This is a genomic window from Cytobacillus horneckiae, from assembly GCF_002835735.1.
Classification (GTDB): Bacteria; Bacillota; Bacilli; order Bacillales; family Cytobacillaceae; genus Cytobacillus; species Cytobacillus horneckiae.
In genome coordinates, this window is the sequence record NZ_PISD01000065.1 from 1 (window position 1) to 22,786 (window position 22,786).

At 33.4% G+C, this 22,786-nt stretch carries 23 protein-coding genes and 1 pseudogene; 13 read left to right on the top strand and 11 right to left on the bottom strand.

What is annotated here, in order from left to right:
• A partial coding sequence (locus tag CWS20_RS29385) for an ATP-dependent DNA ligase (protein WP_491523033.1) occupies positions 1-189 on the bottom strand: 189 nt, incomplete at its 3' end.
• A gap of 170 nt (positions 190-359) precedes the next feature.
• Between CWS20_RS29385 and CWS20_RS23480 the strand changes: the two genes are divergently transcribed.
• From CWS20_RS23480 to CWS20_RS23490, 3 genes are read left to right on the top strand one after another with little or no spacing between them, the layout of a single operon-like run.
• The gene (locus CWS20_RS23480; protein ID WP_241504253.1) at positions 360-1,457 is read left to right on the top strand and encodes a tyrosine-type recombinase/integrase; all 1,098 of its coding nucleotides are present in this window, start codon (positions 360-362) and stop codon (positions 1,455-1,457) included.
• Entirely contained in the window at positions 1,399-3,474 is a 2,076-nt protein-coding gene (locus CWS20_RS23485) for a tyrosine-type recombinase/integrase (protein WP_241504254.1), read from the top strand. The genes CWS20_RS23480 and CWS20_RS23485 overlap by 59 nt, the downstream gene beginning before the upstream one ends.
• Complete coding sequence (locus CWS20_RS23490) at positions 3,474-3,857, top strand: DUF6262 family protein (protein WP_066194392.1); 384 nt, start codon at positions 3,474-3,476, stop codon at positions 3,855-3,857. Before CWS20_RS23485 ends, CWS20_RS23490 begins: the two co-directional genes overlap by 1 nt.
• Before the next feature lie 184 nt (positions 3,858-4,041).
• Here CWS20_RS23490 and CWS20_RS28220 read toward each other — a convergent pair whose 3' ends face one another.
• The 3 genes from CWS20_RS28220 to CWS20_RS23500 all read right to left on the bottom strand — a co-directional run bounded on the left by CWS20_RS28220 (position 4,042) and on the right by CWS20_RS23500 (position 6,805).
• Complete coding sequence (locus tag CWS20_RS28220; RefSeq protein WP_157090509.1) at positions 4,042-4,197, bottom strand: hypothetical protein; 156 nt, start codon at positions 4,195-4,197, stop codon at positions 4,042-4,044.
• A 62-nt stretch (positions 4,198-4,259) separates the two neighbouring features.
• The gene (locus tag CWS20_RS23495) at positions 4,260-6,428 is read right to left on the bottom strand and encodes a heavy metal translocating P-type ATPase (protein WP_066194395.1); all 2,169 of its coding nucleotides are present in this window, start codon (positions 6,426-6,428) and stop codon (positions 4,260-4,262) included.
• Positions 6,425-6,805 carry an ArsR/SmtB family transcription factor gene (locus CWS20_RS23500; RefSeq protein ID WP_066194397.1) on the bottom strand — a complete coding sequence of 127 codons (381 nt, stop codon included), beginning with the start codon at positions 6,803-6,805 and terminating at the stop codon, positions 6,425-6,427. The genes CWS20_RS23495 and CWS20_RS23500 overlap by 4 nt, the downstream gene beginning before the upstream one ends.
• 148 nt (positions 6,806-6,953) lie before the next feature.
• On the opposite strand from CWS20_RS23500, the gene CWS20_RS23505 reads away from it, so the two are divergent.
• Together CWS20_RS23505 and CWS20_RS23510 are read left to right on the top strand one after the other, a co-directional pair.
• A complete protein-coding gene (locus CWS20_RS23505) occupies positions 6,954-7,496 on the top strand; it encodes a copper resistance CopC family protein (protein ID WP_066194399.1) in 543 nt (180 codons plus the stop codon).
• Between the two features lie 3 nt (positions 7,497-7,499).
• Complete coding sequence (locus CWS20_RS23510) at positions 7,500-8,597, top strand: copper resistance D family protein (RefSeq protein ID WP_066194402.1); 1,098 nt, start codon at positions 7,500-7,502, stop codon at positions 8,595-8,597.
• Between the two features lie 56 nt (positions 8,598-8,653).
• Here CWS20_RS23510 and CWS20_RS23515 read toward each other — a convergent pair whose 3' ends face one another.
• The gene (locus CWS20_RS23515; protein WP_083957287.1) at positions 8,654-9,844 is read right to left on the bottom strand and encodes a YhgE/Pip domain-containing protein; all 1,191 of its coding nucleotides are present in this window, start codon (positions 9,842-9,844) and stop codon (positions 8,654-8,656) included.
• Between the two features lie 186 nt (positions 9,845-10,030).
• Here CWS20_RS23515 and CWS20_RS23520 point away from each other — a divergent pair, with 186 nt between their 5' ends.
• From CWS20_RS23520 to CWS20_RS23555, 8 genes are all read left to right on the top strand, one after another.
• A complete protein-coding gene (locus CWS20_RS23520) occupies positions 10,031-10,639 on the top strand; it encodes a TetR/AcrR family transcriptional regulator (protein WP_066194409.1) in 609 nt (202 codons plus the stop codon).
• 374 nt (positions 10,640-11,013) lie between these two features.
• Positions 11,014-11,343, top strand: a complete 330-nt coding sequence (locus CWS20_RS23525; protein WP_066194411.1) for a carboxymuconolactone decarboxylase family protein — start codon at positions 11,014-11,016, stop codon at positions 11,341-11,343.
• A 2-nt stretch (positions 11,344-11,345) separates the two neighbouring features.
• The gene (locus CWS20_RS23530; protein ID WP_066194413.1) at positions 11,346-13,094 is read left to right on the top strand and encodes a fatty acyl-AMP ligase; all 1,749 of its coding nucleotides are present in this window, start codon (positions 11,346-11,348) and stop codon (positions 13,092-13,094) included.
• A gap of 28 nt (positions 13,095-13,122) precedes the next feature.
• Positions 13,123-14,187: a flavin-containing monooxygenase gene (locus CWS20_RS23535; protein ID WP_083957288.1), complete on the top strand. Its 1,065-nt coding sequence runs from the start codon at positions 13,123-13,125 to the stop codon at positions 14,185-14,187.
• Entirely contained in the window at positions 14,184-14,441 is a 258-nt protein-coding gene (locus tag CWS20_RS23540) for an acyl carrier protein (protein WP_066194416.1), read from the top strand. Before CWS20_RS23535 ends, CWS20_RS23540 begins: the two co-directional genes overlap by 4 nt.
• The gene (locus CWS20_RS23545; protein ID WP_066194419.1) at positions 14,441-15,616 is read left to right on the top strand and encodes a LuxE/PaaK family acyltransferase; all 1,176 of its coding nucleotides are present in this window, start codon (positions 14,441-14,443) and stop codon (positions 15,614-15,616) included. The genes CWS20_RS23540 and CWS20_RS23545 overlap by 1 nt, the downstream gene beginning before the upstream one ends.
• Complete coding sequence (locus CWS20_RS23550) at positions 15,609-16,016, top strand: iron-sulfur cluster assembly scaffold protein (RefSeq protein WP_066194422.1); 408 nt, start codon at positions 15,609-15,611, stop codon at positions 16,014-16,016. The genes CWS20_RS23545 and CWS20_RS23550 overlap by 8 nt, the downstream gene beginning before the upstream one ends.
• Positions 16,013-17,173 (top strand): cysteine desulfurase family protein, encoded by a 1,161-nt coding sequence (locus CWS20_RS23555; RefSeq protein ID WP_083957289.1) that lies wholly within the window; start codon positions 16,013-16,015, stop codon positions 17,171-17,173. The genes CWS20_RS23550 and CWS20_RS23555 overlap by 4 nt, the downstream gene beginning before the upstream one ends.
• A 121-nt stretch (positions 17,174-17,294) precedes the next feature.
• On the opposite strand, the gene CWS20_RS23560 is transcribed toward CWS20_RS23555, so the two are convergent.
• The 6 genes and pseudogenes from CWS20_RS23560 to qoxB all read right to left on the bottom strand — a co-directional run bounded on the left by CWS20_RS23560 (position 17,295) and on the right by qoxB (position 22,782).
• Positions 17,295-18,242 carry a cation diffusion facilitator family transporter gene (locus CWS20_RS23560; RefSeq protein WP_066194425.1) on the bottom strand — a complete coding sequence of 316 codons (948 nt, stop codon included), beginning with the start codon at positions 18,240-18,242 and terminating at the stop codon, positions 17,295-17,297.
• 15 nt (positions 18,243-18,257) lie between these two features.
• Positions 18,258-18,542, bottom strand: a pseudogene (locus tag CWS20_RS28435) (ArsR/SmtB family transcription factor).
• 851 nt (positions 18,543-19,393) lie between these two features.
• The gene (locus CWS20_RS23570; RefSeq protein WP_066194428.1) at positions 19,394-19,723 is read right to left on the bottom strand and encodes an ArsR/SmtB family transcription factor; all 330 of its coding nucleotides are present in this window, start codon (positions 19,721-19,723) and stop codon (positions 19,394-19,396) included.
• A 231-nt stretch (positions 19,724-19,954) separates the two neighbouring features.
• Entirely contained in the window at positions 19,955-20,239 is a 285-nt protein-coding gene (gene qoxD / locus CWS20_RS23575; protein ID WP_066194432.1) for a cytochrome aa3 quinol oxidase subunit IV, read from the bottom strand.
• A 3-nt stretch (positions 20,240-20,242) separates the two neighbouring features.
• Positions 20,243-20,839 (bottom strand): cytochrome aa3 quinol oxidase subunit III, encoded by a 597-nt coding sequence (qoxC, locus tag CWS20_RS23580; RefSeq protein ID WP_066194434.1) that lies wholly within the window; start codon positions 20,837-20,839, stop codon positions 20,243-20,245.
• Positions 20,836-22,782, bottom strand: a complete 1,947-nt coding sequence (qoxB, locus tag CWS20_RS23585) for a cytochrome aa3 quinol oxidase subunit I (RefSeq protein WP_066194437.1) — start codon at positions 22,780-22,782, stop codon at positions 20,836-20,838. The genes qoxC and qoxB overlap by 4 nt, the downstream gene beginning before the upstream one ends.
• Positions 22,783-22,786: the final 4 nt, after the last annotated feature.

The following is a 22,786-nucleotide window of genomic DNA, read 5'->3' on the forward strand; positions in this document are numbered from 1 at the left end:
GCATTTTCCTGACGCTACCCCATGTTGAACTAATACAATATTTTCGTTTTGTATAAGACAACCTTCCAACAACCTTTTTCTCTCATATAAAGGTTTAGTCATAACATTCTCATATCCTAAAAACATTATATCAAAGACACAATACTGAATTTGATGCTGAGATTTGGTCGACATATAGCGCTCCATCATCAACTTTATTTATACCTTATATATTTATAGTTAACAACGTAAACATCAAAAATATTAACTTACATTCCTTTCTAAATTTATCTAATATTTTTACTCAATTAATATAGTAATTATAGTAAACAATGAGATACAATCAAATTGAGGTGATTGTTCTGAAAGTTCACAAAATAATGATTGATTCTAATGGAAGACAGCGAAGATACATATTAGTCGATGAAAGTGGACAACCGGTCATTCCTGTAGCTAGATTTCTAAAGTATTTAGACAATCTTGCTAAAGCACCTAATACCTTACGTTCCTATTGTTATCACCTGAAACTATATTTTGAGTATTTGGATAGTAATGGACTTTCATACGATTCCATTACTATGGATGATTTAGCTAGATTTATCGGCTGGTTAAGGAGTACACATAAGTCTAAAAAAGTAACCCCCATAAAGCTGACTGAATCAGCGCGTTCAGAAAGGACGATTAACACAATATTGACATGTGTCATTTCTTTCTATGATTACTTGAACAGGCAAAAACACTATGAAAACGAGCTTGTGAAATCTATCACGAAAAAGATTTCATCCAGACATCAATCGTTTAAACCATTCCTTCATCATGTAACAAAATTCAAAAAGATTGATAAAAATATCCTTAAGCTTAAGACACCAAAGAGGAAAATCAAAACTTTACCACAAGAAGAGATTCAGTTATTACATAACAGCTGTACTAATATTAGGGATGATTTATTGGTCCGTGTCCTTTACGAAGGAGGGCTGCGCATAGGTGAAGCACTGTCCTTAGAGATTGATGATTTTAATATCAATAAAAACAGTATTACTGTCAAAAAATCAAAGACCCCTGCTGGTGGAAACAGAACAGTCTATTTGAGTCAAGATACCATGAATATATTTCAGGATTTTCTTATTGATTTTCATGGGTATGAGGTGGATTCCAATTATGTTTTCATAAAATTAACAGGTAAAAACAAAGGTAATCAATTAGACAGAAGCAGTGTTGAATCCATGATAAAAAGAGTCCGAAAAAAAACGGGTATCAATTTTACACCACACATGCTTAGACATTCTTTTGCGAGTGAACTCCATGAAAAAGGAGTGGATATTTCGATAATCCAAAAGCTCCTAGGACATGCCCAAATACAAACAACCATAAATACATATATTCATATTAGCGATGATCACATTCGAAAGAGCTATACGGATGCCATGGTCAACCACAAAAATGCAACACAGAAAGAAGAGTGCCATGAAAAACAATAGACAACAATTGAATGCCAACGTCGAAAACATTGAAAAAAAATTAACCGGATACTGGGCAGCCGATGTTTGGGACCCTAGTGACTATCCATTGCCTTTAGATAAACCAATCAAAGCCAAATATACGAAGTGCCTGGATTTTTGTTCCATTAATAACGCTTCTATTCGTGTTGAATTAAAATTCTTCCTTTCTGAAAGGTTGAAACATAAAACCTATTCACTTGGTTCAGTGTTTGATGGTTACCTTAAAGCTTTAAAACATTTATGTGAGTTCATATCGCTTAAGTACCCTCATTTACTTTCAATTACTGGTGTTCCAAAGGAAAGATTTTTAATAGAGTATCGCACTTTTTTGAATGAGAGGAATATAAAAACTGAACACCTAGGCAGCGCTTTACCTTGGCAACCTCGGTATGTAAAACAGACTCGCGATTTTAACTTTTATAACCAATTTTTCGACTTTTTCAATGATTATTATGACGATAGAGAAGAATTGGAAAAGGATAAATGGGACGTCAGAAAGCTAGGTATTGATTATAATAGGTCAAGATCTGAAAATCGAGTTTCATTTACCAACATCGTTCCAAAATTTAGAATCTGGTTCAAAAAGTATTGTGAAATCAGATTGGTGGTGCAGAGAAATTATAGCTTTGCACGCGTAAAAAGTATCATGAGTCCAATGTCTGCATTCTTTCAATTTATTAATGATACGCACCCTGAATGGTCTGATTTACGAAATCTAAATCGAAAAGACATTTTGGCTTTCCAGAAGTATGTAAGCCAATTACCAAGCAAGAAAACGAGTAAAAATCCAATCGAAGAACAAAAGAAAAACAGGATAAGGGTTTACACTTATGAGGTCCAGGCTTTTTTATCCTATATTCAATTGCTCGAATGGGATTTCGCTCCTTTAAAACCAATTCATCACTTAATCTTCCCAGAGGATTTTCCTAAAAATAGTTATAAAATTACCACGAACACCATTAAATACATACCGGATGAGGTTTGGGAACAAATTCTCGATAACCTTCCTAAACTAAACCCAATATACGTTCCAATTCTTCTGGTATTAGAAGCATCGGGATTTCGTATTTCCGACACTCTTTTATTGAAAAAAAACTGCCTTGAACGGAGTAAAGATGGTTGGTGGCTTGTTGGTGATATTCGAAAGGTTCAATATAAGAACCATAAAGTTCCTATCACGGAGGACATAGCTGCAATTATCAAAGCACAAATTGCCTTCGTAGAAAAATATTCACATGATTCAAATCCTGACTGCTATCTTTTCCCTAATCCAGTAGGGAAAAGAAAGGGATTGCCTATAACACAGGGGAGTTTTAATGAAAACATTAATATGCTTGCCTATAAGTGCAATATTACAGATGCATCAGGAGAAACCTATCGTATAAAAAACCATGCCTTTCGGCATCGATATGGTGTTACTATGATTAACAACGGCATGAATATTCTTCATCTACAAAAACTGATGGCGCATGCAAGTCCTGAAATGACACTTGTGTACGCCCAAATAAAAGACAATACAATGAGAAGCGAGTGGGAAAAAGCTGTTAACAATGGCGCCGTTAGACTTGCTCCAAATGGCTCCGTCATTGATGCATATCTGGAAGACCAAGCAAAAGAAAATGGTTTAGAATTGGAATGGATTCGCCATAATATGGATTCTATCCGGCTGGATCACGGTTTTTGTATTAAAAGTCCGAAATTGCCTTGTGACTTCTTAAACCAAATGTTGGAACCGCCGTGTATTAGAAATAACTGCAGAAGCTTCCACGTTGACAAAACGTTCCTGGATTATTATAAAGACCAGATTGCTAAAATTGAATCGGATATTGAAATTTTCCAAAGTGTCAATCGAACAAGATCCATTGAGCTAATTCAGCCAAAATTACAGCGTTACAAAGAAATCGCTAACTCCCTTGAAGTAGGTAAAGGTATACAAGGTTTAACCAAGGAACGACGGGAGTATACCACAAATGAAAGAAACGAGGTCTCTACCTAATGACCAATAAGAAACCTAATACAACTGGTCTTTTAAAAACCGCAGCTGAAAAAAAAGAGAAAACTCTAAAAAAAGTTGATGTGGCCATTAAAGCGATGATTAAAAACCAGTCTCGAATCAATTTCCAATCTGTCGCTGAACGCTCCGGCGTTTCCAAGACCTACCTTTATAAAAACAAAGCCATCAAAAGCCGGATAATAAACCTTCGGAATCAGCAGGAAGGTTTATCCAATCCAAAGCATATAAAAAGAAATATGTCCGGTAATTCCAAGGATATTTTAATAGAAAGTTTGCATAGAAAAGTAAAGGAATTGGAAAAAGAACGCGATCAACTAAAGGAACAATTAAAACATAATTTAGCGAATTTTTATAAAAATATTTGAGAGATTAATATATAAAACTGATTCTTTAACTAGAATAAGGAAGACAGAATTAACAAACTACGTCAGATGATGTATAACAGTGATAGTTTTTTGCCATTTTCAAATAAAGTGGACAGTTCCAAAATTCCCATCAATAAAATGCTTGGTATTTTTCCAAGCATTTTCGGTCTTGATTGTTAAATTTTTATTGAGCTAAACCCCCAGAGTGTTTAGGTACATTCATACTTAAATTTTCACATATCCTTCTAAAGCTCATTATCATTTTGGATAGGTATTCTGCATCTTTATCTACACCGAATAGCAGAGCTGAGGCTCTTAATACATCATATAAATTATCCAATTCTCATCCCCTTTTTTATTTATAAAATAGGACTTCCCACAGAAAAGGAAGCCCTATCTTCTTTATTCTTTTACTCTCATTAATCGTAAGCTATTTAAAGCTACTAACAAGGTTGCACCCATATCAGAAAGAATAGCAATCCATAGTGTCAACCAACCAGGAATGACCAATAACAAAGCAATAAATTTAATTGCGATTGCAAAAGTAATATTAGCTTTTATAATATTAAGAGCTCTTCTACTTAGTTTCACCGTGAATGGAAGTTTTCTTAAATCGTCTCCCATTAGTGCGACATCGGCGGTCTCTAACGCTGTATCTGTACCAGCTCCTCCCATTGCAATTCCTACAGTAGAGGCAGCGAGGGCTGGGGCATCATTGACACCATCACCAATCATGGCGACATTACCGTAATCTGATCTTAATCGTTTAATATAGTCTAATTTCTCCTGTGGCATTAATTCTGCTTGAATATCTGAAACGCCAACTTGTTCTCCTATTGCATTCGCAGTTCCTTTGTTATCACCGGTTAGCATAATCGTTTTTTTGATGCCTAGTTGGTGTAATTTTTGAATAACAGTCTTACTTGATTCACGGACTTCATCAGCCACTGCAATAATAGCGAGTATTTCACTTTCAGTTCCAACTACCATAGCAGTTTTACCTTGAATTTGTAATGCTTCTACACTTGCTTCTATTTGTTTATCGAATATAGAGTTTGATAATTCTTTAAACAACCTTGGACTACCAATATAATAAGTAATCCCTTTGATAATACCCTTAATTCCTTTACCTGTTATAGAAGAAAAGTCCTCTACTACAATTTCAGAATAATTAACATTTTCAACTTCTGCCTTTTTCATAATTGCAGATGCAAGAGGATGTTGAGAACGATATTCCAATGCTGTAATGATAGATAAAAGTTCCTTTTCATTTGTTTGCTTACTGAATACATTATAATCAGTAACAGCTGGTACACCCTTTGTTAAAGTACCTGTTTTATCGAAGGCTATTGCCTTCAAGGCACCTATTTCTTCTAAATAGATTCCACCTTTTATAAGTACTCCTTTTTTCGCAGCATTTCCAATTGCCGAAACTATTGAAATTGGAGTAGAAATGACCAATGCACAAGGACAACCAACAACAAGAACAGCTAAACCTTGATAAACCCAAGTCTCCCAACTACCATCAAAGAATAACGGTGGAATAATTGCAACTAGACCTGCAATTACCATAATAATCGGTGTGTAGTACTTGGCGAATTTATCGACAAATGCTTGTGATGGTGCACGTTCCCCTTGTGCTTCCTCTACAAGATGAATAATTTTAGAAATAGTTGTATCTTCGACAAGCTTTGTTATTTTTATCTCAAGTAACCCTTCTTCATTTAAAGTCCCTGCAAATACCTCATCATCAATGGTTTTCTCAACAGGAACTGATTCCCCTGTGATCGCTGCTTGGTTGACCGCAGAATAACCACTTACCACGACACCATCCATGGCGATCTTTTGACCAGGTTTAACAATCATAATATCACCAACAGCAATATCATCAACGTGAATCATTATTTCTTGTCCATTTCTTCTAACAAGTGCTTCTTTAGGAGCGATATCCATTAATGAGCGAATTGATTGCCTTGCTCTATCCATCGAAAATCTTTCAAGCGCTTCACTGATTGCAAAGAGAATTACTACAACAGCAACTTCACCCCACTCACCAATAATTGCACCACCAATAACAGCCACTGTCATAAGTGTTTTCATGTCAAATTCAAAATGGAGTAGGTTTTGAAAACCGACTTTAAAGAGTGATAAGCCACCAATTAACATTGATGCTAAAAATAACAAAGTAGTAACAATATTTTCTTCCCCGTTAACAAAATAAGAAAGGTATCCAAAGGAAAGGAATAATACAGATGTAAGTAGGGTACTGTGCTTTTTATAGAATGGCACTTTTTCCTCTTTTCCCCCTTCTCCATTAGCTTCTTGTGAAGTATGACGAGTGGATTTTTCTGGCTCAACTTTAAGATTTTCAAAAGCCCCAGCTTTTTCTAATTCTTCAATTGAAGCTTCTCCATAAACAGAAATCTTAGATGCCCCAAAATTTACTTTTGCATCATGCACCCCAGCTATTTTTTTAACATTTTTTTCAAACTTCCCCGCACAGTTTGCACATGTAAACCCTTCAACACGATAAACATTTTTTTGGTCTAATATTTTTGCTTCTTCACTCATTTTCCCGATACCTCCTTATGATGAAGATAAGCTACCTGTATAAGTTGCTTTACATGTTCATCATCTAGGGAATAAAAGACTAATTTCCCTTTCTTTTGATGTTTTGCTAAACCAATATTTTTAAGCAATCTTAAATGATGCGATGCCGTAGCAGTAGAAGAACCAATAATATTTGCAACATCACAAACACATAGCTCCTCCTCAACCGTTAAAGCATAGGCGATTTTTATTCGAGTAGAATCAGATAATGCTTTAAATAACAATTCCAACCCCTTGACATCCTCTATCACATTTTGCACTCTATTGACTTTTTCTTCGTCAAAACAAAAAGTTTCACATGTGTCATGGCTTAAAACCTTTTTAATTTTTTGACTCATTTCCTCACCTCATTCAAATGTTCATTTGATTGTTTTGTTATTAGTTTATGTTACCACTAATAAAATGTCAAAGAATATATTCAAATATTCATTTGAATATTTATTTTCTTTTGTTAAAATTAAATTGAAAATTCATTGGAGGTTTGTCATGATAAAAAAATCACTTGTTTTTATTATTATTTTTTTCATTTTTTTTACTAATAACATTTTTGCTCATACTGGAATAAAAAGCTCCTCTCCAGAAAATGGAGAAACTATTGTTAATGAAATACAAGAAATTAAGCTGAGTTTTGATACAAAAGTTGAACAAAACAGTACCTTCACTCTAAAAACTAAAGGTGGAGATCCTGTATCAATTAGGAATATTAATTTAGATGAAGAGATTATGGAAGGGACCTTAGATGAACCTCTTAATAATGGGGATTATGAATTGGATTGGAGTATAATCGGTGTGGACGGCCACCCTATAGAAGGCACCCTTTCTTTTTCAGTCAAAGTGCCAAACTCTAATGGATCTGCCGAAGAACAAAGTGCAAATAAGGAAGTAGATTCAAATTCATTGAATGTTGATGAACTAGATAAAGAATCTGAACCAAATATGAGTATTAATTTTATAATACCCATCATTATTGGATTTTTGTTTTTAATTGTAATTGGAATGTTTGTTTGGCTTTTGAGGAGGAAAAAATAACTAATGTTAATTGCAGGGATCTTTAGTGAGGCAACATTGTATTTGTGCTTCTCAATTCTTCTTGGAAGCTTTCTTTTATATTTAATCCCTACGAGTCTCCGTCCAAAAATTAACGTATCAAAAGGTATTTTAATGGGAGTTACTACAGGGGTAGCATTTTTATCATTTGTTCCTGTTCTTACTCTAATTTTACACTTGTATGAAGACATTGGTTTCACTCGAACCGTCCAATCTGTATTATTTACCTTTGAGGTTGGCCAAGCCTGGATATTTATCTACCTTTTTTCAACTTTATTATTTATTTTTATAGTTTGGTTTGATTATAAAAATAACCGATTATATGCCCTTATTGGAGCATTAAGTAGTTTTATCTTAATCCTTGCTATTGGGTGGTCTAGTCATGCTAGTTCATTAGAACCATTAAAGGGTTTTATAACTCATACAACACACTTTACAGCTGTTAGTGTTTGGGTAGGAATACTATTTGTGGTGAGTTGGTTCTCAAGAGACTATTCAAATTGGTTAGCCTTTTTAAGGTGGTATACACCAGTTGCAGTTCTTTGTTTTATAGTAACTATTTTTACTGGTCTATTTCTCATGATGTTTGTAGTTGATATTAAAGAATATCCAAGTTCTTGGATGCTCTCGTATGGACAGTCTTTATTACTTAAACATTTGCTGATTATCCCTTTATTATTAATTGCTGCAATTAACAGCTGGTTTATTAGAAAGAAGTTAAGAGCTAATGACAAATTCAACCCCAAACCTTGGACCAGAGTTGAAAGTATCTTGATTCTCTTAATTTTTTCTGCAACAGCTGCCCTTGGACAACAAGCTCCACCACACGATATTGTGACTACTTTGAAAAGTGTTGGTGCATCGAAACTATTTACTACTTTATATCAAGGGCATTATTATCCTGAAATGGCTATTCAATTCGGGATAAACTTAACAAGTATTTCACTATTACTTTTTGCCTTATTGTTTTTAGTTTTATTAGTTTATTCGTTCGTAAAAAAAGCTCCTGCAGCTATATCTTTTATAATGGGCATACTTTTTGTTTTCTCAGCTTATCTTTCATTGATGTTAAGTGTTTTATAAGACTAACAAATTTAAACTGAAATTAAACAAGCAACCACTGAGGTTGCTTGTTTAATTTATTCAAAATTATTTACCCTTACTTGAGTTTCCTTAGTCTGCTTATTTTTAACCTTTTTTCTTAATAAGGATAAACTCATTATAATAAGACCGCTAATGCCAATCCATGTTAAGGTTAATATCGTGGAAGTTAATGATACCTCATCAAAAAAGAAAACCTCTCTTAAACCTTCAACACTAAATCGTAAGGGAATCCAAGAATATAATAGAGTATTTGTTAACGAAGGTAAATATTCAGTCGGAAAATTTAAAATAGGTATAGAAAACAGAAATACTAACAATATTATGGGCGATGCAATTAAACCGATCCAATTAAATAGGGCATTTTGTAAAAAGAAAAAAACTAAACCAGCAAAAATTAAAAATAGAAACGACGTCTTAATCTCTGTTATATCAACATCAAAAATCCCTTTAGCAATTAAAAGCATTGTCGTCACAATAGTAACAACGAATATAAGCCCACCGAAAATTTGAGATATCAAAGATTTAACATTTTTTTGACCATTATATGTTTTCTTCAATACCATAAATAAAATGACAGAACCAATAAAAATAGATAACCATAAGATTTGAGTTAGCAATACTGGTAAATTGCCATTTGCAGTGTTAGTCCCTACTTCGTTGATAACTTCTTGATCTACATTTAATGGATTTAACAAGGCTGATAATTGTTCTGTATTCAAAACTATTTCTTTTCCGTCTAGCTCTTTTACGAACTTTAATTGTATGTCTTTAACTATTTCAGTAATAACTTTGTTATTGATGATTTGATTTGTAGTGTTTGCCGCGATATATTGGCTACCCTCATTTAATACCACTTCTATAACTGGTTTTTTTGAGTTTGGTTGCAAAAGTGACAAAACGTTCTGACTAGTTTCTTTTGGAATATATAATATACCGTAATAATCTCCTTCAGCCAAGCGATTCATGGCCACTGATCGGTCTTCTATTTCTATCCACCTAATAGGGAGATCTTCTTGTTCCCTTAAGCTTTCTTGGATAGATTCACCCAAGTTAAAAGTAGTTTCTTCAATTACTACTCCTTCATCTTCTACAACTAATGCAACTGGTAAATCCTTAGGTATTGGGTTCACCACTGAAGCTAAAAAACCCACCATGAATATCCCTACTACAACCATTAACATGATAAGTCCAAGCCAGAAAAATTTGTTAAAGAAAAAGTTTCTCACTATATCAACTCCCATATTTTATAAAACAACATGTTGTATATTTGATATTATGTTATTTATAATTTTCATTATAATCATTGATTTTATTTATTCTCAATAATCAATTTTATTGTTTTTATTACATATCCAACAGATTTATCTAAACTGTTGATTATTGATAAAAATACTTTTCAAGGAGAGGAAGACATGTCCGAAAAACAGGATTTACGCATCACCCGCACACGAATTTATTTGAAAGAAGCATTATTGGATTTAATTAGTGAGATTGGATATGAAGCTATTACAATTCAAAAAATTGCAGATCGCGCATTAATTAATAGAGCAACATTCTATTTACACTACAAAGATAAACATGATTTGTTAGATACTGTTTGTGCTGAAACTTTTGACAAACTAAGAAATTCAATTAAACCCTGTAAGTATGTTCAACAGAAAACAGTGAAATTGGATACTTTTGAAAAAACCATAGAAACAATCTTTAGGGAGATTGATAACAACAGAAAGTTCTTTAAGGTAATGCTCTCAGTAGAAAGAGGTAATGCATTTCGATTTGATTTGCAAAAGGTTATTAAGGAGAAGTTCGATTTAGAGTTTATGAACTATGGTATTCAAGAAGTAAAATTAGCCATTCCCCCTAACTTTCTAACAACTTTCATTTCTTCAGCTCTTGTCGGAATAATTAAATGGTGGTTGGAAGATGGAAATCATATACCACTTGAGTCTATTACCAAAGACACAGTGAAATTGTATTCATTAGGTCCTTTAAGGACAGCTGGATTTACAATAATTAATTAATAAACTTTTTTTCTCACCAACAAAAAGACATTAAAATTATCTATTCCTTTTGTAAAGTTTTTTTAAATATATGTTATTCCAATATATAGTTGAAAATTATGGAAAATTAAGTTTTATATTATTATACATTACTTCCCTATTTGCTTGTTAAGCATCACTTTTCTAATTAATGTTGATTTAAGGTTGTTTTTCAAGTATTTTTTTATTCCCCATTGGAAAACTATGGTATTAACAACGATTAACTATTAAATTATTTAGATATAAAACTGTTTGTAAAATGTATTTTTTCATATATTGACAGATTTTTGAAGACATAATATAGTTTCCTTTAATTGGTGATTACACCAAAAATTTAGAAAAGAGGTTTTATAAATATGGCAGATGATCACTTGTACAAATTATCCCACTTAAACAAATTAGGGGAACTTAAGGAGAAAGCACCATCAATTGCAGGTAAGTTTATGATGTTTGAAGATGAAGTTTTTAAAGAAAATAAAGTTGATACTAAAACTAAAGAACTTATTGCAATTGCAGTAGCTCATACTACAGGATGTCCATACTGCATTGAAGCCCATGTTGCGAAATATAAAAAACTAGGGGGGACTCCTGAAGAGGCTTTAGAAGCTATTGCAGTGGCTGCTGCACTAAAAGCTGGTGCGGCGATAAGTCATAGTGTTAATGCACTAAATGCATTTGAGAGGTAAAAATGACGCAAATACTCTTTAATAAATCAACTTCCAATCATTCATTGTTAGAGGTTCTTGAAAATGTCGTTCAACATACTCCCCAGAAAAAAGCATTTACATACTTAAGCAATGGCGTTTTTCACGAATCAACTACGTATATACAGTTGGTATCGGAAGCTAAACAAATCGCTAGTTACATGCAGCAGCAAAAATTAATGGGGAAACGAGCTTTAATTATGTTTCCCTCTAGCATTTCTTATATTAAAACATTTCTTGCTTGCTTATATGCTAAAGTAATTGCCATTCCAGTCTACCCACCAACTTTAAGCAAAAATTTAAACCGTATTACAAGTATTATGAATCATTCTTCCGCAGATGTAATCTTCACAACTAGTAAACTACAAAGTTATGTTTCTAAAATAAATTTGGAAATGACTGATGCTAAATGTATATCTTTAGACAAGATTGATTTGCCACCAATTGACTCTTACATTCAACTAGATATTAATGGAGACGAGATAGCTTTTCTTCAATATACATCTGGGTCAACGTCCTCTCCAAAAGGAGTTATGGTTACACATAATAATATAATCACTAACGAAGAAATGATAAGGCATGCTTTTGGAAATAATCAAGATACAAAAATTTTAGGTTGGTTACCTTTATATCACGACATGGGGTTGATTGGGAACGTGCTGCAACCTTTATATTTAGGCACATCCTGTGTATTAATGGACCCTCTTGATTTCTTGCAGAAGCCGATTCGATGGCTACAAGCTATATCAGAGCATAAAGCTGAAGTTAGTGGTGGTCCAAACTTTGCATATGAATTATGTATTAAAAAAATTAAAGAACAAGAAATTGAGTCATTGGATCTTTCTTCTTGGGAAGTGGCTTTCAATGGTGCAGAGCCAATAAGAAGTGACACATTGATAGATTTTGCAAAAAAATTTAAACCAGCTGGATTTAACATGAAAAGTTTTTATCCATGTTACGGAATGGCAGAAGCAACACTCCTCATCACTGGAGGAGATAGAAAAAAGGAACCTATTATTAAGAGATTTGATTTAGAAAAACTTAAGGAAAATAAAGCAGTAGAACTTTTATCTACTACCACTAATGCTAGTACTCTTGTAAGTTGTGGAATTACTCAATTAGATCAGACAATTAAAATAGTTGACCCAATCACAAAAAACATATGTGTAGAGGGAGCTATAGGTGAAATATGGGTTTCAGGACAAAACGTAGCTAAAGGTTATTTAAATAATGAGCAACAAGATACTTTCTTAGGAAGAGTTCCTAAAGAAACAACCAACTATTTAAAAACTGGAGACCTTGGGTTCCTTTATCAAGGTCAATTATATGTAACTGGTCGTAGTAAAGATGTCATTATTCTAAGAGGAAAAAATTTTTTTCCTCAAGATATTGAAAAAACTGTAGAGGTATCTTCTAATTGTTTGTCTTCAGCAGCATGTGCAGCTTTTACTATTCTAGAGAAAAATGAGGAAAAACTTGTTGTCATAGCTGAGCTAGAACGTTCTTACCGCCCTAGGAATGGGTTTATTAAAAAAGGGTTTAATCCAGAACAAATACTTAAAGACATTCGTAAAAATATAATGCAAGAATATGGTATACAACCATACGCTATTCATTTAATCAAGACAGGAACTATATTGAAAACCTCTAGTGGTAAAGTTCGAAGGTCTGCATGTAAGGAAGCTTACGAAAAAGAGGAACTTCAGATATGGTTTTCAAATATACGATCTTAACATTTATTTAAGAAAGGAAATTTTCTAAATTTTGAATAAATATAAGACAATTATTATAGGCGCAGGTCAGGCAGGTTTAGCAATGGGTTATCAACTTCAGCTGAAAAAGGAACCATTTTTAATTATTGATGCTCACCAAAATATAGGTGATTCTTGGAGATTGAGATACGATTCATTACAGTTGTTTACGCCACGTTCTCACAGCTCATTACCAGGCTTAAAAATGAGTGGCAACCCATCTGGTTACCCTAATAAAGATGAACTTGCCGAATACTTACAAAAATATCAACAGAAATTTAAACTTAATGTTAAGTTAAATAAAAAGGTTAAATCAGTAGTCAAGGTAAACGATGAGTTCATAATTAAAACTACTGATGAAAAAGAATTCAACTGTTCAAATGTCATAGTAGCAACAGGGCCTTTTCAAGTACCATACATTCCTAAATTTCATGAAGAGCTCTCCCCTTCAATCAATCAATTACATACGGAGGACTACAAAAACCCATCATCATTAAAAAATGGGGATGTGCTGATTGTAGGTGGAGGAAATTCTGGAATGCAAATTGCTGTAGAACTTGCTAATGACAACAAAAAAGTATATTTATCTTTGGGTAAAAAACCTAAGTTTTTCCCTTATCAGATATTAGGAAAAAGCATCTTTTGGTGGTTAAGTGTATTAGGAGTTATGCGTTTTACCATTAACTCAAAAATAGGCCAAAAAATTAAACAAAATGATCCTATTATTGGTAAAGAAATTTTACCACTTATCCGAAATGGACATATTAAAACATTGAACAGAGCCACTGATAGTAGTGGTGAAATAGTCTATTTTGCTAATAAAACATCACTGAAGCCTTCAAATATCATTTGGGCAACTGGATATAAAAACGACTACAGTTGGATAAAAACTTCTTCAGAAAATGTATTCAACTCTAAAGGTTTACCAAATCATGAACGAGGAGTAACCAAAGAAAAAGGATTATATTTTATTGGCTTATCTTGGCAGTATAGAAGAGGTTCCGCATTACTTCTAGGAGTAGGGGAGGATGCTGAGTTTATTGCTAATCAAGTAACCGGAGGAAATCTAACATGAATGAAAAACTAACTGTGATTCAAGAAATTATTCTTGGATTTAAGGATCTTAAAGTAGAAGAAATTAAGTTAGATAGTGATATGTCTGGTGATCTAGCTCTTGATTCTGCAGATCGAGTTGAGCTTGCACTATGTATAGAAGAAAAATATGAAATAACAGTTCCACCTGAAGAGCATGGGGACTGCGATACTATTGAAGATCTTATAAAACTAATTGAATTACAACAAAGCAAAAAAATTATGGGGGTATATTGATGAATTTTGTCGAAACACAACGTCAACTAGGCATTACGCCACTAAATGCAATGATAGGGTCAATCAATCCATTGTTTAGGATGCCTTTTGATACTGTAAACAAATATAAAGGAAGTGTAATTGCAGAATCATTTAAGTATCACTATGATAATAACGAATTTTATCGTGATTTATGTTTGAGAAAAGAGATATCCCCTAATGATATACAAGGTTTTACCGATTTACACAAAATACCCATGATTCCTGTACAAACTTTTAAACAATGTGATTCACATCTATTAATGACATCTCATTTAAAGGATATTGAATATGAAATGCGCAGTACTGGCACGAGTGGAATACCAAGTGTATCACGCCGTGATAGAGTTTCCGTAGACAATGCTTTTGAAAGTGTTTTAATGACATACCGTGAGTTTTTCAGGATTTCAAGGGGAATGGGTCTTTTCTTATTCCCTCCGACAGAGGAGATGCCTGAAATGGGAATGGTAAAAGCATTAAATATCTTTGCAGGTATGTTAGATGGAAGTGCAAACCTTGTGAAAAAAATAACATTCAATCCTGCACACGCAGTAGAAAAACTTCTTTCATGGGAAGGCAAACATACTCGTCATATCATTGGTCCACCTTTCCTCATTCATAGGCTGGTAAAACATTGTATAGATAACGAAATAAAGCTCAATCTGGAGAAAAACAGTTTAATTATTACTCTTGGTGGATGGAAACAGTTTACAGGGAAAGAAATTCCACGTAAAGACTTTAATGAACTTTGTTCAAAATACCTTGGGGTACAAATTCAAAATGTACGTGATATGTATGGGTTGGTAGAAGCTAATATGTTAGCCGTCGAGTGCAGGGAACAAGAAAAGCATGTTCCACCTTGGGTCCACCTTTCCTTACGAAATCCACGAAATGTACTAGAGGAAGTAGAATATGGGCAACGAGGAGTTATTGCTATTTATGACCCTACATGTACTTCTTACCCTGGCTTTGTATTAACTGAAGACGTTGGGTATTTAAAAGAGGATACAACTTGTGAGTGTGGGAGAAATGGACAAAAGCTAGTGTACATTTCCAGGATGCCAGGTGTTGAGGTAGGATGTTGTGCAATTAATTTAGAAAAATTCATCGAAGAAAAAGAGAAAGAAGTAGTTTCACAGGGAGGTACAAATGTTTAACGAAATTATCAGTGAACATTTTATGAACCCAAGAAATGTTGGGAAAATGTCTAATCCTGACTTTGTTATTGAAATTGGTAATCCCATTTGTGGTGACACTGTTCATATGTTTTTACAAGTTGATAGTAACAGTATTAAAGATGTATCATATTTATCTTATGGTTGTTCTACTTCTATTGCTACTGCTAGTATACTTTCAGAAGTAGTAAAAGGTAAGACATTCAATGAGATTGCTAGTTATCAGAAAAGTGATGTTATAAAATGGTTAGGTGAACTAGAACCTGCACAAAATCATTGCGTGGATATTGGTTATAATATTCTAAGTGAGTGTGCTAAACCTAAACAGAGAAAATTAACTGAAAACAATTTCTTGGTAGAAGATGGAGGGGCTCTCACGTGAGCCCTGATATCTATCTCGATAACAATGCCACTACTCCATTACATGAAGATGTTTATAGGAAGATGAGATATTCTTTGAAATATCAATACGGTAATCCTTCTAGTAATTACGAAATTGGAATAAATGCTAAAAAGTCGATTCAGTACGCACGCAACAATCTTGCTGAATTTTTAAATGCAGAGCCAGAACAGATTACCTTTACTAGTGGTGCTACAGAGTCTAACTCAACAGCTATTATTGGTTATTGCCTCAAAAACAAATCAAAAAACCATATAATTACATCATCAATTGAGCATCCTGCTATAATGGAAGCATGTAAATATCTTCAAGTTAGTCATGGTTTTGATGTTTCATATTTACCGGTTAATAAAGATGGTATTGTTCAAATCAATCATCTTGCGAGCTTAATTACTCCAAAAACTTCTTTGGTAACAGTAATGATGGTTAATAATGAAATAGGTTCTATTCAACCAATAAAAAAAATTGGAGCCTTATGCAAGGCATTAGACATCTACTTTCATTGTGATGCAGTCCAAGGTGCTGGAAAACTCCCTATCGATGTTAAAGAACTAAACGTAAATAGCCTTTCTCTTTCAGCACACAAAATTTATGGGCCTAAAGGTGTAGGGTGCTTATATATAGAAGATAAAAATCAGTTATACCCTCTTCTCCATGGAGGTGCCCAAGAAATGGGGTTTCGCTCTGGAACGGAAAATGTTACAGGTATAATTGGTTTCGGACAAGCTGTCGAATGTCTGATGGATCATTGGATTAATGATATACAACATATAACCTTTCTAAGAAACAAATTTATTGGCCAATTAAATCAGCATTTAACTGACTGGTCGATTAATGGAGGTAATACGGTCCCCTCGACTTTAAGTTTATGCATTCACGGAATTAGAGGTGAAGCTTTGGCATATGCACTTAGTCAAATGGGGGTTTTCGTATCAATTGCATCAGCATGTAGCTCATCTTCATCTAAATTATCTCATGTTTTAAAAGCCTTGGGTAAAAGTCAGGAAGAAATAAGGAGTACAATTCGAGTTAGCTTTGGTAGACAAAATACGATACAGGAGATTGAAAAGGCAATTAATATTTTGGTTACTACCACCTCAAAACTACGCTCGTTTTCACCGATGATGGTTAATGTTTAAATAGTTATCTCAAGTTAAAACATCTTTTGTTGTTCTCAGGCTGTCGAGAACTTTCTCGACAGCCTGAGCGCCTTCTCATTTAGAATGCGCTGAAGATGAAATATTTCTATATGAGTTCTTCTTAATGATGATGACTATGTGCAGAAGGTTTACCTTCCATTTTACATAAAATCGTATCTTTATGATTATTAGAAGATGTTTCTAGTTGTATTGTCATGTGGTGAATATTCTTGTGTTCAAGATTATGTTCAATTTTATGGAGCAATTTTTCACTTTCAGCAATTGTCATTTTACCTTCTACAACTGCGTGGCAAGAAAGTGCATTTAATCCACTTGTAATTGTCCAAACATGCAAATCGTGAACGCTTTGTATTTCATTTGTATCTTGTATTGTTTTAATCACATCATCCACATCCACATTTTGTGGAGCTCCTTCCATAAGTACGTGTATCCCTGACTTCATAACATAATAACCACTTCTTAATACAAGAGATGCAACTATTACACTTGCAAGAGAATCTGCCCATCCCCATCCAAAGAACATAATCAATAGTGCTGCAACAATAGCACCAATAGAACCAAGCATGTCGCTTATTACATGCAAATAGGCTCCACGCATATTCAAGTTTTCTTCTATATCACCACCACGCAGCATAATCCAAGCAACTAATATGTTGATGAGTAGTCCAATTGTTGCAATTATTAACATTCCAGTCGAAGCAATTTCAGGTGGATTTTGAAAACGATGAAAAGCTTCATAAAATATATAAATAGCGATTAAAATGAGTGTCGAGCCGTTAAGGACAGCTGCTAATATTTCAAATCTTTTATAACCGTATGTTTTACTGTAATTAGCTGCTTTTTCTCCAAATTTAAAAGCTAATATAGCAATACCTAGTGATATGGAGTCACTTAGCATATGTCCTGCATCAGATAGTAATGCAAGGCTATTAGTAAGGAAACCACCAATTGCTTCAACAAGCATATATCCTGTTATGATAATAAAACTTAATAATAATGTTTTTTTATTTGTACCATGTGTATGGTCATGTCCATGTTCGTGTCCCACTTTACTCCTCCTTATTTAACGATGCTCTGCATGCTCAATTGTCTGCTTTAACAAATTCATGATGTGATCGTCATCTTTAATATAATGTAGTACCTTCTCTTCTAGATTTGACCAATCTTAGATTTTTCAAATTACTCAATTGGTGGGAGCCACTGATTGGCTTAAATTTAATGTCTCAGCAATATTATCATCTACTGAATGTTCTTCTGAACAAAATAAATTTAAAATGCAATCTCTAGTTTGGTCGCTTAACGCTCAAAACGTTTGTGTAAAAGCAAATAAAATATCCTCATTTATAATTAGCTCACCATATTTTTTCCTTCACACTTCTAATTCACCTCGATGATTTTATGCATGAGCATATTATCATATAATAATATATTATTATATAGTTTTTTCAATATTTAACTAAATCATTTGAAGAAAGACAAAATTAGTATATGTATATTTCTAATAATCATTCAGATATAACTTGAAATATTATTCGTATTCTCCATTATCATACAGAGACGTTGTGGATACTGTGTACATCCAACCACACAATTTATTTATGATAATTGGTCAATTTTTAAAGCACGCATTGCATTAAGCACTGCATGCAAGGCAACTCGAACATCTGATATAATAGGTTCCCATATTGCCCTGGTTTTGTAATTTTAATTGTTAATAGACCTTTAACATTCTCGAAACCGCTTAAAACTTCATTACCTATTTCAACATCTCTTGGACCGTACTCAGAATCCTCCAGCCAAATAGAATAGCATTACAACTATGCCCTCTAGATATTGATAAATTGCAAACGATACGATAGTTGGAATAGAAATTAAAAAGTTTTCATCAACTATTTTTTTAGTATCCCCCCTTATTCAACTATGTTAAACACTCGAAAAAAAACGAATGAACATATAATCATGTTGTTGTATTCATATGCAGTAATTAATGTAATGTTAAAAATAACAAATTTAATTACTTTAAACATGGGCAAATTTCTATTATCAGGGATAGATAATTTACAGAGGAAACAAATCAAACTAAATGGAGGATTAAAAGTGACGTTTAAATATGTATATACCCGCCACCTACTATTTAAATGGTGGGGGTATTCTATGGGTTTATAAAGCCTAATAAGAGCATTGTGGTTAGCTATAAATTCAATGATGCCTCGCATGCTCGATTGTCTGTTTAAGAATATGCATAACATGATCATCATCACAAGAATAAATCATTGTTTTACCATCTCTACGGTATTTAACAAGCCTTAAATTTTTTAGAAAGCGTAATTGATGGGATACCGTAGATTGGAGTAAATCCAGATTATTAGCAATTTCATTGACGGAATATTGCTTTTGAGACAATAAGTGAAGAATTTTTATCCTCGTTGGGTCTGAAAGCGCTTTATATATTTGAGAAACAATAAAAAGTGTCTCTTCATCTAATGATTCTTCTCCCGAATAGTTATAATGGTTTTCGTTCTTTTCCATAATTCACCTCATCATGGTATTGATGACTAGAATTATATCATATCTGAATAATTTATATTTGTTACTAAATCAATTGTGATTTAAGCATATATTACTAGAGGATAAAAGTTAGATATATTAGATTAGGGTTAGAATTCTTCTTATAAAAAAAATTGATGAATTAACTATTGTATAAAAAAGAGATAAAGATCTCCTGTATTAAGACGATCTTCATCTCTTGTAATTAATAGATTAATAATAACCCCATATTAACGCTAGTAAAGTACCAAATATCGTAACTAATGCTATAAATACACCATAATATATTGTTATATATATTGATTTTTTATCTTCAGTTTCTCCTGCATGCATAAATACAATCAATTGTATAGCAGCTTGAAAAAATGCTGTTATAAGAAGGATACTCATAGATAGTTGAAATGTTAAATCAAAATAATACAAGGAAAGGGCAATTATAGATAACAATAAGGAAGATATAAATCCATACACATGCTTTCTAGGAAATAATTCTTTCATAACCTACAACATTCCTTTCATAAAGATAAAACTAAAAATAAAGATCCAAACAACATCTAAAAAGTGCCAGTACAAGGAGAATATAAAAGCTTTGTTATTTGTTCTAGGGGTTAAGCCGTGCTTAAATAATTGCGATATAATAAATATTCCCCAGAATATACCAACCAAGACGTGAGCTCCATGTGTGCCTAATATTAGAAACAATATTGCTGTGAATCCACTTGTTTGCAAAGTTGCTCCTTCATGAATAAAAACAATGAAATCATATATTTCTATACCTAGAAATCCAAGTCCAAGTAAGAGGGTTATGATAAAAAAGGTTATAGTTGCTTTTACTTTCCCCATTCTCATAGCATGGATTGCTAATCCTATCGTAAAACTACTCGTTAATAAAAGAATAGTTTCAATCATTACGGGGGCAATTTCGAAAATTTCTGCACCTGCCGGTCCATTCCCTGTTCTATTTATTAGTGTGAAATATGAAGCAAATAGTGTGCCAAATAAAGCTATTTCTGCGCCTATAAATACCCAAAAACCTAATATATTTAAGCGATTTTGTTCTGTACCGTATTCCAGAGGAAGAGATTTATCTACCTTCATTTTTTCTTCCCTCCTGTTTTTTCTACTCTTTCGATTTCATCGACAGGTATATAATAACCTTCATCTTTTTCATAGGAACGAAGTGCTAAACAGATACCGATTCCTATTGTAGATAAAACTAATAATATCCATAGGCCAAATACGAAAGCAAATCCCCATATAAAGAATATTATTCCCATTATAAAAGGCATTCCACTATTATTAGGCATATGAATTGGTTCGATCCTTTTATTGAAAAGTTTGTCGCCATATATCTTAGAGTCCCAAAATGCTTCAGTGGATTTGACCTCTGGTAATATAGCAAAATTATAATCAGGAACAGGAGTTGCAGTTGCCCACTCTAAGGATCTGGCATTCCAAGGATCTGCTGGAATATTTCTTGGAGAATATCGAACGCTATAATATATATTATAGACAATTAATGCAAATCCAATTGCTAATCCAATAGCCCCTATAAATGAAATCATATTCCAAACACCAAACCCTGTGCTCTCAGAATAGGTATACATACGTCGAGCTTGCCCATCTAAACCGGAAATAAACATTGGGAAGAATGTTAAACATACACTGATAGCTATAAACCAAAATGACCATTTACCTAATCTTTCATTTAGCATAAAGCCAAACATTTTTGGCCACCAATAAAATAGACCAGCTATCATTGCAAATACAACACCTGGTATAATTACCAAATGAAAATGAGCTACCAAGAACATTGTATTATGGTACTGATAATCAGCACTTGCCATACCTAGCATTACACCAGTTACCCCACCTATTGTAAATATGGGAATAAATCCGAGTGAATAAAGCATTGGAGTGGTTAAAACAATACTTCCTTTTCTTAAGGTAAACAGCCAGTTAAAAATCTTTATACCAGTAGGAACAGCTATCGCCATTGTTGTGATAGAAAATATACTATTAACTAATGCTCCCTGTCCCATTGTAAAGAAGTGATGAACCCAAACCAGAAATGATAGCAAAGAAATAGCTATCATAGAATAAACCATAGATTTATAACCATAAAGATTTCTTCTTGCAAATGTTGATATTATTTCACTGTAAATTCCAAAGGCAGGTAAAATTAATATATATACTTCAGGATGGCCCCATACCCAGAATAGATTTGCCCAAAGCATATCCATACCACCATTTTCAGTAGTGAAAAAATTAGTGGCAAATAGTCTATCCATTGTCCCCATAGCCAGTGCAACAGTTAATACAGGAAACGCAAAAACAATTATCAAGTTTGTAATTAAAGCTGACCAAGTAAACATTGGCATTTTCATTAATGACATACCAGGAGCTCTCATTTTTAAAATAGTGGTGATAAAGTTTATACCAGTTATTAGTGTACCAATACCTGAAATTTGGAGTGCGATCATATAATAATTTGTGCCCACTGATTCACTAAAATCTGTTCCAGCAAGTGGAAAGTATGAAGACCAGCCAGAATCAGGCGAGCCACCAACCACGAAAGATATATTGAAAAGCATTGCTCCAGCGAAATAGAGCCAATAGCTTAGAGCATTTAACCTAGGAAATGCAACATCTCGTGTTCCAATTTGTAAAGGAATAACGAAATTCATCAATGCCATTATAAATGCCATTGCCATAAATATAATCATAACAACACCATGAGTAGTGAAAATCTCATTATACTCTTGAGCGCCTAATAAAGTGTTATCCGGTACTGCAGTTTGTGCTCTCATCATTATTGCATCAACTCCACCGCGGAAAAGCATTAAAATAGCAGAGATTAAATACATGATTCCAATCCGTTTATGGTCTACTGTAGTGAGCCACTCGCGCCATAGATACCCCCACTTTTTAAAATAGGTTAATCCTATGATAATGGCTATAGTTGTTAAAGCAATTGCAACCATTGAAGCATATATGGTAGGACCCGGATTAGGAACTGCAAATCTATCTAAGAAATCCATATTA